This is a genomic window from Phaeodactylibacter xiamenensis (genome assembly GCF_000759025.1).
In the GTDB taxonomy this organism is placed as follows: domain Bacteria; phylum Bacteroidota; class Bacteroidia; order Chitinophagales; family Saprospiraceae; genus Phaeodactylibacter; species Phaeodactylibacter xiamenensis.
Genome location: NZ_JPOS01000002.1, coordinates 63,691 through 75,000, shown reverse-complemented (window position 1 = coordinate 75,000; position 11,310 = coordinate 63,691). Strand labels below are relative to the sequence as shown.

Annotated in this window: 7 protein-coding genes and 2 rRNA genes (1 of these 9 only partly in view); 6 read left to right on the top strand and 3 right to left on the bottom strand. The window is 49.9% G+C overall.

Going from position 1 to position 11,310, the window contains the following annotated elements; translation table 11 throughout:
• From IX84_RS00315 to IX84_RS00305, 3 genes are all read left to right on the top strand, one after another.
• A 23S ribosomal RNA gene (locus tag IX84_RS00315) occupies positions 1–1,210 on the top strand; it begins 1,574 nt to the left of the window's first position.
• Between the two features lie 105 nt (positions 1,211–1,315).
• Positions 1,316–1,424, top strand: a 5S ribosomal RNA gene (gene rrf, locus IX84_RS00310).
• 297 nt (positions 1,425–1,721) lie between these two features.
• Entirely contained in the window at positions 1,722–3,440 is a 1,719-nt protein-coding gene (locus IX84_RS00305) for a T9SS type A sorting domain-containing protein (protein ID WP_044215576.1), read from the top strand.
• An 83-nt stretch (positions 3,441–3,523) separates the two neighbouring features.
• On the opposite strand, the gene IX84_RS00300 is transcribed toward IX84_RS00305, so the two are convergent.
• Positions 3,524–4,690 (bottom strand): 3-hydroxyacyl-CoA dehydrogenase NAD-binding domain-containing protein, encoded by a 1,167-nt coding sequence (locus IX84_RS00300; RefSeq protein WP_044215701.1) that lies wholly within the window; start codon positions 4,688–4,690, stop codon positions 3,524–3,526.
• A 365-nt stretch (positions 4,691–5,055) separates the two neighbouring features.
• On the opposite strand from IX84_RS00300, the gene IX84_RS00295 reads away from it, so the two are divergent.
• From IX84_RS00295 to IX84_RS00285, 3 genes are all read left to right on the top strand, one after another.
• On the top strand, positions 5,056–5,385 hold the full coding sequence (locus IX84_RS00295) for a single-stranded DNA-binding protein (RefSeq protein ID WP_044215573.1): 330 nt from the start codon (positions 5,056–5,058) through the stop codon (positions 5,383–5,385).
• Between the two features lie 118 nt (positions 5,386–5,503).
• Positions 5,504–5,857: a single-stranded DNA-binding protein gene (locus tag IX84_RS00290; RefSeq protein ID WP_044215571.1), complete on the top strand. Its 354-nt coding sequence runs from the start codon at positions 5,504–5,506 to the stop codon at positions 5,855–5,857.
• 244 nt (positions 5,858–6,101) lie between these two features.
• Positions 6,102–7,265: an N-acetyltransferase gene (locus tag IX84_RS00285; protein WP_044215569.1), complete on the top strand. Its 1,164-nt coding sequence runs from the start codon at positions 6,102–6,104 to the stop codon at positions 7,263–7,265.
• On the opposite strand, the gene IX84_RS00280 is transcribed toward IX84_RS00285, so the two are convergent.
• Both IX84_RS00280 and IX84_RS00275 read right to left on the bottom strand, forming a co-directional pair.
• On the bottom strand, positions 7,262–8,599 hold the full coding sequence (locus IX84_RS00280; protein ID WP_044215699.1) for an MBL fold metallo-hydrolase: 1,338 nt from the start codon (positions 8,597–8,599) through the stop codon (positions 7,262–7,264). The genes IX84_RS00285 and IX84_RS00280 overlap by 4 nt on opposite strands.
• A gap of 96 nt (positions 8,600–8,695) precedes the next feature.
• The gene (locus IX84_RS00275; protein ID WP_044215567.1) at positions 8,696–11,170 is read right to left on the bottom strand and encodes a DNA translocase FtsK; all 2,475 of its coding nucleotides are present in this window, start codon (positions 11,168–11,170) and stop codon (positions 8,696–8,698) included.
• Positions 11,171–11,310: the final 140 nt, after the last annotated feature.

Here is an 11,310-nt window from a genome sequence, read left to right as displayed (position 1 = left end):
TCCTAAGGCGCTCGAGTGATCCGTGGCTAAGGAACTAGGCAAAATAGCCCCGTAACTTCGGGAGAAGGGGCGCTCCGGTTAACCCCGGAGCCGCAGTGAAGAGGCCCAGGCGACTGTTTAGCAAAAACACAGGACTCTGCGAAGCTGAAAGGCGAAGTATAGGGTCTGACACCTGCCCGGTGCCGGAAGGTTAAGGGAGGCGCTAATCTTCGGAGAAGGCGTTGACTGAAGCCCCGGTAAACGGCGGCCGTAACTATAACGGTCCTAAGGTAGCGAAATTCCTTGTCGGGTAAGTTCCGACCTGCACGAATGGTGTAACGATCTGGGCACTGTCTCAGCCACGAGCTCGGTGAAATTGAAGTATCGGTGAAGATGCCGGTTACCCGCAACGGGACGGAAAGACCCCGTGAACCTTTACTACAACTTCGTATTGTGCTAGGGTATAAAATGTGTAGGATAGGTGGGAGGCTTAGAAGCTGCCGCGCCAGTGGTAGTGGAGCCGTCCTTGAAATACCACCCTTTTTATACTTTGGTCCTAACCCTTCGGGGGACAGTGCGTGGTGGGTAGTTTGACTGGGGTGGTCGCCTCCTAAAGAGTAACGGAGGCTTACAAAGGTACCCTCAGCATGGTTGGTAATCATGCGCAGAGCATATGAGTATAAGGGTGCTTGACTGAGAGAGGGACGCCTCGAACAGGTGCGAAAGCAGGTTCAAGTGATCCGGTGGTCCCTTATGGAAGGGCCATCGCTCAAAGGATAAAAGGTACTCCGGGGATAACAGGCTGATCTCCCCCAAGAGCTCATATCGACGGGGAGGTTTGGCACCTCGATGTCGGCTCGTCACATCCTGGGGCTGGAGAAGGTCCCAAGGGTTGGGCTGTTCGCCCATTAAAGTGGCACGCGAGCTGGGTTCAGAACGTCGCAAGACAGTTCGGTCCCTATCTGTTGCGGGCGTTGGAATATTGAGGAGGGCTGACACTAGTACGAGAGGACCGTGTTGGACGTACCGCTAGTGTACCAGTTGTGCCGCCAGGTGCAGTGCTGGGTAGCTATGTACGGAACGGATAAGCACTGAAAGCATCTAAGTGCGAAGCCGGCTCCAAGATGAGTATTCCTAGAGGGTTGTAGAAGATGACTACGTAGATAGGCTACAGGTGGAAGCGCAGTGATGTGTGGAGCCGAGTAGTACTAATTGCCCGAAAGCTTCCCGTGAAAGGGAGCAAGCGCACACTACAGCGCTACTAAAGCTTGATTTCAAAGAACTTTCTGACCCCAACTTGTCAAGATATAGCCTGCCAAAGGGCAGCGCAAGAATTGCTGGTGGTTATAGCAGGGAGGCTCCACCTCTTCCCATTCCGAACAGAGCAGTTAAGCTCCCTAGCGCCGATGGTACTACGAAAGTGGGAGAGTAGGTCGCTGCCAGCTCAATCTAACCTTAAGCCCCGTTGCAGAATACCGCAGCGGGGCTTTCTGGTTTTGTAGCCCCTCCACAACCGGGCTGCCGGGCAGTAGTGCCAGGGCAGCCCGGTTGTGGAGGGGCAATCCCATCCCCCCAGCCTTGCTGAATGTGGCCATCTCATGATAGCCTGATTCCCCGCTCCTTAGACCACTTTTCCTTTTTCCCATCGAGCTAATTTTGTTGGTTAGATTGCAGTTTTAACATTGCAGGTTGCCTGATATGGATATGTAAAGTATTTTAGGATTGAACTAAACCACATCAACATGAAATACGCGCTTACCCTATTCTTTTGGTCCTTTACCTTGTTACTGACTGCACAGGAACACCGGATGGACTACTTTTTTCATGAGCTTAGCTCGGAAGTCGACCAACCTTATTTACGTACCAATGGAGACCATCTTTTTTCTTCCAGCTCAACCACATGGGTGGCAGCTACAGTTATCGACGATTGCCGTAACCCAAGCGCATTTTACTGGACGAAAGAGTTATCACCTGTCCAAAGATGGACCGTTGGTATCAAAGACGATGACATCTCGCGTGTAGTTGAGGCAGACTGGTACGGGGATACCCTGATTACAATTGGTATAGAACCCTGCTACGATGGTGGAGCTGCTCCTATTGCGAAAATTGGGAAGTTTGACTCATTGGGTAACCTTATGATGTCATTATCCTATGTTAATTGCGATGAAGATTTTGGCATCTCAGTCGAACCAAGACCATTAGAGAACACCTGTCCCATCATGGATATTACAGATGATGGTTCGGTATTGCTGGCTGCCACCTTGGGCCTGCTTCGCGTGCCTCCCGGTGAAGACCTCTTTCCACAGTGGGAAGAGGTAAATATAGATTCGCTGATTGGCGTCGTCAGCCTGCCAGGAACCTATGCTGGTCTTGCGACCCAAACAGAAGTAGCGATAGTAGACTGGGCAACGGATACCATTTTGCTATCCCTGGAACATACCGCTACTGCCATGACAGCGTCCGATAGTGCGCTTTGGTATGTCAACGAAAACAGTCTGCATCGAGTAGGTACCGACCTTTCTGCCGGAACGTGGCCTCTTCCAAACGGGGAGGCTGAACAGGTACGCATTACCATCTATGAGGGGCGGCCACTCATTTACGCACCCGGAATACCCGATTTCAAAGCCTGGCTATTCAATCCCGAAACTGAAGCCTTTGAACTGCTGATCGACTGGGCATTGGATGGAGTGGAAATCTTTGCGGTTGAGCCCCTCAGGGAAGATACGTTTTTCGTATCCGGACAATTGATCAATGGGAGACGAGGCTTTGTCAAAAAGGCTACGCCCACGTCTTTTTCCTTTCAGCAGCCTTTTGATATTGGCATTCGGAGCCTGAGCTTTGAATTACTGGATATAGAGGTGGATGTAGAAGCAAGTGGAGAGATTTACAATTACAACCTTGACTTTCGACTAACCCTTGAAATTGAAAACTATGGTATAGGAATAATCGACGAATGTATTCTGGAGTGGAGTACACGTCATGACTGGTGTGCTATACCAGGTTATCGGGTAATCAGCGATCTGGCATTGCAGCCCGGTAACATTCACACCATTACAGATACTCTGCGGCATAACTTTTCTACTTCAGAGCCCATTATTTCGGACAGCATTTTTTATACCTTCAATGCCTTTGGACCTAATCACTATCTTGATGCGTACGCTGAAAATAATTCAGCTACCGAAGGATTTTTGGTCACCAATACCGATCAACAACCTTTACCCGAGTCTGCCATCCAACTATTTCCCAACCCATCCACGGGCAACGTGCAGCTGCAGTCTGATTTCCCCCTGGATCAACTGGAGCTCTACGACTTACTTGGGCGCTTACTGTACACTCAGCAGTTGGGAGGAACGCATCAAGCCAGACTTGAAAGGCAAGGAATGCCTTCAGGTGTCTACCTCATTAGATTGCAGAGCGGTAACAGGCATGGTGTAAAACGATTGATCTGGGATGGGGAATGATTCAATAAAAAGTCTCTGAACCATAAGTATCATGGCCAGAGGCTTTTCTATTTCCTGAATGGCCGCAAAGATTTAGATAACGATTATTCTACTTCCTCATAAAACCTCATCCCATCTCTCGCCATTTTACGCAACAGCGGGCTGCAACGGTACCGGTCCTCCAGGTATTCATGATGCAAACGGTCCATCGTTTCCACGCAGTGGTGTATGCCTTTTTCATCCGCCCATTGCAGCAGCCCTTTCGGATAGTTCACGCCTTTGGTCATCGCCAAATCGATATCCTCCCGGGAGGCAATATTGAGGTAGAGGGCATCGGCTGCTTCGTTGATCAGCATGACCAGAATCCGCCACACGATTTCCTGCCCCAGCTTCTTATCCTTATGGGGCTCCGGATTTTGCGCCCCTTCCCGGTAATCATAATAACCTCTTCCCGACTTTCTGCCCAGATAGCCTGCCTCCGACAACCGCTTTTGCGTAAACGAAGGCTTATACCGTGGGTCGTAAAAGAAGGACCGAAAGACTGTTTCCGTAACCGTATAATTCACATCATTACCGATGTAATCCATCAGGGTAAATGGCCCCATTTTAAACTTTCCGATCTCTGTCATCGCCCAGTCGATGGTAGCGGCATCCGCCAGCCCCTCTTCCAGAATACGCAGTGCCTCCCCGTAGAAAGGGCGGGCTACCCGGTTTACAATAAACCCGGGCGTATCTTTTGCCACTACGGTTATTTTGCCCCAGCTCTTAATCTGCTCACAGGCTTGTTCCAAAACAGCGGAATCCGTCTGTATAGCCGGGATGATCTCCACCAGTTTCATCAAAGGAGCGGGGTTGAAAAAATGTATGCCAAGTACCCGGCTAGGGTCTTTGCATACTGCCGCAATAGCGGCAATGGAAAGCGAAGAAGTATTAGTCGCAATAATACAATCCTCAGGCACAATCAGCTCCAATTGCTCAAAGACATTACGTTTAACCTCCAGGTTCTCAACAATCGCCTCAATGACCATCCCCGGGGCCTTAAAGTCATACAAACTGTCAACGTACTGTATACGGCCCTGAATGGCCTGCGCCGTAGCCTCATCCATCCGCCCTTTCTCCACCAGGCGGTTCATAATTTTAGCCAGCTTGTCCTTAGAGCGTTGCAAAGCCGCCGGATTGTTATCGTAAAGAAATACAGTATGGCCGGCAGTAGCAGCCACTTGTGCAATCCCACTGCCCATAGCTCCGCTCCCAATCACGCATACATTCATCATGGTTTTATCTTGGTTGAGTTTGCCGTAAGGTACGAAAAAGGTGGAAATGATGCAGGCGTCGTCAAAATCGAAAATAGGAGAGCACAATGGGTTGCTCAGATCGTCGCAAAAAATACCCTAACCCTACCTTTAAGTTGCTGTAAACGTATAAATCTATACAAAGCGGGTAAAATAGGTTGAAATTCCAGTTTTATGCAAGAGACTGTAAATCAATTTATTGCAGCTTATTAAAAGTTTTCAAACGAATACAAACGAGTACAAACGGAAGTAACCATTTATTTGTCGACTAGGACTTGCTTTTGCCCCCACCTTTGTGATGTCAGTTGTCAACAACATATTTCATCACCAAAAAACAATTAGTCATGAACAACTTACGCAACCACGTACAATTGATTGGTAACCTGGGCAAAGAAATCGAATTCAAGCAGCTGGGCGAAGGCAAGTCCATAGCCCGTGCGACAATCGCCACCCGCGAGGTCTTTAAAAACAAAAATGGCGAGAAAGTCGTAGACGTGCAGTGGCACAACCTGGTTGGCTGGGACAGCATTGCTGAAATCATGCAGGTGCTCCTCAAAAAGGGCAAACAGGTAGCCGTACAAGGCAAGCTCGCCCACCGCACCTTTGAAGGCAAAGATGGCAAGAAGCGCTACGTCTCAGAAGTTATTGTAAGCGAATTCATGCCCATTAATTAAGCAGGCTCCTGCGCCGCTAACTCTGTATAACCCTAAATTTTTCAACCTTTTTTATTAATCATTAGCTACTGCTTAGGCAGTAGATGGGAGGCTGGTGCCTCCAAAAAACCTCAAAATCATGAATGGAATTAGAAACAGTGTAACCCTTATTGGTTTCCTCGGACAAGATGCGAAAATGATTCAGACGGCAAACGGAAATACCCTCACCAATGTTTCGCTGGCTACCAACGACAGCTACCGGAACAAGCGCGGCGACCGGATCACAACCACCGAGTGGCATCGTTGCATAGCCTGGGGCAAACTGGCCGAAGTGATGGGTAACCTCTGTAAGAAAGGCAGTGAAGTAGCCGTACGCGGCAAACTCACCTACAATTCCTACGAGGATAAGAACGGCGTGCAGCGCATTTCCCCGCAGGTCGTAGTGCAGGAGTTTGTACTGCTTGACCGCAAGAAGATGGAAGAAGCGGCATAAGAACAGCAACCCCAATTGACCAAATCCAAACCCACTTGCGACTCAAAGAGCGCGTAATGCATGGGTATAGCAAGTTGGGTTTATGCAGTAGGCCCCTGTCAGGTAACGACCTGTGCAGCGGGCCTACGGCTTTGCGCCCGAGCCGGCATTAGATATTATTGTTTTAGAAAAAGCGAATTTACGCTACCTTCGCGGGATAGGGTAGTGGCACCCTACAATAGCTGCTCCATTAACTTAAAGGCATATGAAGTTTACTGAAGTTCGCTCGAAGCAGGATTGGAAAGACTTTCACCGGGTCCCGCACATCGTATACAAAGACGACCCTAACTGGATTGCTCCTCTACAGGGAGATATCGAGGCGGTCTTTGACCCTACAGTCAATGATACCTTTAAGGATGGGGAAGCGGTTTGCTGGACCCTTCGCGATGACAACGGTCAACTTGTAGGGCGGGTTGCAGCGTTTATGGACCATACCCGAAATAAAATGCAGGAACACCCCATCGGTGGCCTGGGCTTTTTTGAATGTATTGAAAACGAAACCTACGCCTTCGCGCTCTTCGAAAAAGCCCGGGAATGGGTGGAAGCCCGGGGGGCTACCGTATTGGATGGGCCTGTCAACTTTGGAGAACGCGAAAAGTTCTGGGGACTGCTCGTGAAGGGGTTCTATCCGCCCTTATTCCAGGAAAATTATCAGCCAAAGTATTACCGCCGGTTTTTTGAAGACTGGGGCTTTATTCCGTACGAACAAATCCTGACTTTCCGCGGCGAAAGCAATGCCATCCCGGTAGAACGGCTCCGTAATGTGGTCAAACGCCTGAAGCAAAGATCAAATATTGAAACCAAAAACCTGGACTACCGCCAATTGGAGCAGTACACCAAAGACTTTTGTGAAATATACAATGCCGCCTTCAGCAAGTACGGGCACTTTAAGCCTCTACAGCCTGAGCAGGTCCAGAAAATACTGCTGGAAGCCAAAGCGATTGCAGATACCAATACCCTCTCTATCTCCTATTTTGATGGCAAGCCGGCAGCTTTCTGCGCGGTACTGCCGGATATAAATGAACTCATTCGTTTTGCCAAAGGCAAGCTTTCCTGGTGGAAAATCCCCATTTTGCTTATAAAAAAGGCGATGAAGAAACAATTCATCGCCAAAGGTATAGGGTTCGGTATTCACCCGGATTTTCAAAACAAAGGAGCGTATGCCGTTATCGTTGAGCACATGGCAAATACCCGCAACATCAGACGGTACCCACAAATGTACCTGACTACAGTGCGGGCCCATAACTTTGAAGCAGTTGGCGTTTACCAAAAGTTAAATGTCAAGGTAGACCGCATACACGTCGCTTACCGTAAGCCCCTCAAGGAGGGTATACCGGTTGAGTCATTCGAATTCACGGAGCCTTATTAACCCAGGATTTTCTTGATATTATCACCGATATCCAATACTTCGTTTTCCTGTGCGCGCTCCAGAATACTGGCTGCAATAGCAGACCGGTAACCGCCGGCACAGTGTACAGCGATGGGTTTGCCATTGCCTACCTGCCCGGCTTTGTCGGGCAACTGGTCTAACGGCACATTAATGCTGGACTCAAATGCAGGTTCTTCCTCATGCTCTTTCCGGCTGCGTACATCGAGGATAGTGTAGGCTCCTGGGTTGGATTTTACTTTTTCGAGGTCTGCTGATTGAATATGACCATTTGCTGGTGCCTCCGCTAGCAAATAGACGCCTTTAATAAATTGCTCATAGCTGATCTTCGCTGCTTTTTCCATAACAGTCTTTAGACCTTCCTGAGAGCCAGCAACCAAATAAAATGCAGTGCCGGGCGCCAGCAGCGTACCGAGCCAGGTTTCAAATTTCCCGCCATCCGGTATATTGATACTGTTGCTGAGGTGCCCTGCTTTGTACTGATCAGCAGGACGCGTATCTACGATTAGAATATCCTTTTGCAGGTCATCTTCCCTTTGTACCCGTGCCACTTTTTCCAGGCTGCTACGGTAGGCGGCTACGCCCCGCCGGTTCTCTTCCACGGAGAAGGGGAAGTATTTCGGTACATTGGGCTGCCCGGACAGCAGCTCTTCTACAAAGGCGGTTTTATCAGTTTCAGAAAAAGCCCAGTTGGTCTGCCGCTGCTCGCCTATCGTACTCACCGTCTCGTCGCTCATATTTTTGCCACACAAAGAGCCGGCACCATGCGCCGGATAAACGGTAACTTCATCAGGCAGGGGTTTGAAAACAGACTGCATGGTCTCATACATCTTTCCGGCCAATTCGGAGCGGGTCAGGTTAAATTTACCCGCATCCTCCCGCAGGTCAGGGCGTCCTACATCGCCAATGAACAGGCTGTCCCCGGTGAAAATGGCATGTGGCTTCCCATACTCATCGTGCAGCAGATAAGAATGGTGGTCGGGGGAATGCCCCGGTGTATGCAAAGCCTGGATTTTCAACTTCCCGAGTTCTACCGTTTCTTTGTCTTTCAATGCTACATGCGGATAGGAAACGCCCATGTCCGGGTGCACATAAACGACCGCCCCGGTCATCTTATGAAATTCGAGATGGCTGCTCGCGAAATCCGCGTGTGGGTGCGTCTCAAATACAGCAACGATATCTGCCCCGTGTTCTTTAGCAAAAGCAATATAAGGCTGAGGGTCGCGTGCAGGGTCAACCAATGCCATTTTCCCGCTATCAATAATCGCATAGGAGGCGTGTGCCAGCCCCTCATCATAAAACTGATGGATATGCATAAAGTAGTTTGTTTTGGTAGGCAGCCTGAATATCAGCACTGCGCTATCCAAACAACAGTGAAACATGAAGAGGTGTTCATGTTTCGCCGGGAGCTTTTAATTCCTATTCCTGATATCCTCCAGGTATTTCTCCAGCTCCATCTCATCATACACCAAAACTTCCCGTGCCTTACTGCCCTCACTCGGGCCCACAATGCCAAGGGCTTCCAATTGGTCCATAATCCGTCCGGCGCGGTTGTAGCCCAGCTTCAAACGCCGTTGGATCATAGACGTGGAGCCATGCTGATTCTGTACGATCAAACGAGCGGCATCCTCAAACATCTCATCCAGGTCGGCGTAAGTCAGCCCGGCAGAGCCTTCAATTTCTTCATCATCGCCATGGAATTCGGGCAGGTAGTGGGGCTCCGGATAGCCTCGTTGCTCGGCAATAAAGTCAATGACCCGTTCCACCTCCGGGGTGTCCACAAAGGCGCCCTGCAGGCGGACCATTTCTCCGCCTACGGACAACAGCATATCACCCTGCCCAATCAGCTGATCGGCCCCGCCGGCATCGAGGATCGTCCGGGAGTCGACCTTGGAGGAGACCTTGTAGGCAATCCGTGCCGGGAAGTTCGCCTTAATCACTCCGGTAATAATGTTGACCGATGGGCGCTGTGTAGCGATAATCAGGTGGATACCTACCGCCCGGGCAAGCTGTGCCAATCGGCCAATCGGCAGTTCCACTTCCTTGCCCGCCGTCATAATCATATCTGCAAATTCATCAATAACCAGCACGATAAACGGCATGAACCGGTGCCCCTTATTGGGGTTCAGACGCCGCTGCACAAACTTCTCATTGTACTCCCGGATGTTACGTGCTGCCGCTTTTTTTAGCAGGTTGTACCGCTGATCCATCTCAATAGTCATGGAGTTGAGGGTATGCACGACCCGGTTGGTCTCCGTAGTGATTGGCTCCTCCTGATTGGGGAGGAAGGAAAGGAAGTGGTGCTCCAGTTTGCTGTAGGGGAACAATTCCACTTTCTTTGGGTCAATCAGCACCAATTTGACTTGAGAAGGGTGCTTTTTGTAAAGCAAAGAAATCAGAATGGCGTTCACACCCACCGACTTACCCTGTCCGGTCGCACCGGCTACCAGCAAGTGGGGCATTTTGGCCAGATCCACCACAAAGACTTCATTCGAAATGGTCTTACCCAAAGCAATTGGCAAGTCCATTTTCGCCCGCTTAAACTTATCCGATACCAGCACCTCCCGCATGGAGACGATTTGCTTCTTGCGGTTGGGGACTTCAATACCGATGGTGCCCCGCCCGGGAATAGGCGCTATGATGCGGATACCCAGTGCTGCGAGGCTTAGGGCAATATCGTCCTCCAGGTTTTTAATCTTGGAAATACGAACGCCCGGTGCTGGTACAATCTCGTAGAGTGTGATTGTTGGCCCGATGGTGGCCCGGATTTTCGTAATCTCGATCTTATAGTTCAGCAGGGTCTCAATGATCTGCTCTTTGTTTGATTCCAGCTCAGAGCGGTCAATCTCCACCCGTTGCCCGGAGTAGTCCTTGAGCAGGCTGCTGACCGGGTACTCGTAGCTGGAAAGCTCCAAAGTTGGATCATAGGGCTCGCTGTGGTCCTGGTTTTCCTGGGTAACCGACAAAGGAGGCTTATGGGAATCACTGGCAGCGGCGGCAGGGTCCTTGATTTCCAGCTCGCTGTTTTCAGCGGTTAGGGGCTCGGGTTTTTCTACCGATACGTCTTCCACCAATTCGAAGCTTAGATCCTGCTGATGCGGCTTAGGGGGTGTTTTAGGTTCCGGGGCTTTGGACGGCGGTTCAATAGTGCTGGGGTCAGATTGGCTTTCTGAACTGCCTGGGCGCAGGGTTTCCGGCCTGGGGCGGTCTTGATACGAACCACTGCTACCTGTTGTATTCTTCTTACTGGGAAGCCTGCCGCTAAACCAGTCATTGATGTACTGCTGCGTATCTTTAACCGCACCCTGAGGTGTCATTTCATTGAAATTCGGATTCACATTCCAAACCAGCACGCCTACCAATAAGAAAATCAGTAGAATAATCATGCCAGCAGTCCCCACAAAGCTGATCAGCCATTCGCTGACCGCCTCACCAAAGGCACCGCCCCATGGAAAAGCCGCATCACCCGCAATGAATTCCAGAAATACACTGAAAATCAGCATCAGCAAAATCCAGAGCCGGAATTTCGGCCAGTAGATACTCAGTTGCTGCCTCCGGACCAGCCCCTGCCCACTGACCATAAGTATAGCTACTATCACAAAGGAAGGCAGCCCAAAGCCCCAGTAGAAAAACATATTGGAAACGATGGCCCCCAGCCTGCCCAGCCAATTCGCCATTTCTTCGGTATTGTCGAGCAGCAGCTTCCAGGAAAAACGTAACACCTTGTCTTGGTCCAGCGCCCAGGTAAACAGGTAAGAGGTAAAGGCAATAATGAAGTACAGACCCAGGAACAGCAGCAAAATGCCTACCAGTTTCGGTATCCGCTCATCGTTAATTCCCAGCTTCAGGCTCAGTTGCCCTTTTTTCTTGCGCTTTTTTGCCGCCATGCTCAATCGGTAACTTTCTTAGTCGTTTGACGAAAAAAATGAATCAAACTTGAATCATTTATTTTTGCTCCGTCACTCATTTCCCCTTAGCCAGATGGCGGGCAATGGGGGGAGCTCTTCACAAAAATAGGCATAAATTG

Excerpts from the sequence above, each read along its gene's own strand:
- IX84_RS00275 (WP_044215567.1), bottom strand. The coding sequence starts at position 11,170 with ATGGCGGCAAAAAAGCGCAAGAAAAAAGGGCAACTGAGCCTGAAGCTG.
- IX84_RS00290 (WP_044215571.1), top strand. The coding sequence starts at position 5,504 with ATGAATGGAATTAGAAACAGTGTAACCCTTATTGGTTTCCTCGGACAA.
- IX84_RS00280 (WP_044215699.1), bottom strand. The coding sequence starts at position 8,599 with ATGCATATCCATCAGTTTTATGATGAGGGGCTGGCACACGCCTCCTAT.
- IX84_RS00305 (WP_044215576.1), top strand. The coding sequence starts at position 1,722 with ATGAAATACGCGCTTACCCTATTCTTTTGGTCCTTTACCTTGTTACTG.
- IX84_RS00300 (WP_044215701.1), bottom strand. The coding sequence starts at position 4,690 with ATGAATGTATGCGTGATTGGGAGCGGAGCTATGGGCAGTGGGATTGCA.
- IX84_RS00285 (WP_044215569.1), top strand. The coding sequence starts at position 6,102 with ATGAAGTTTACTGAAGTTCGCTCGAAGCAGGATTGGAAAGACTTTCAC.
- IX84_RS00295 (WP_044215573.1), top strand. The coding sequence starts at position 5,056 with ATGAACAACTTACGCAACCACGTACAATTGATTGGTAACCTGGGCAAA.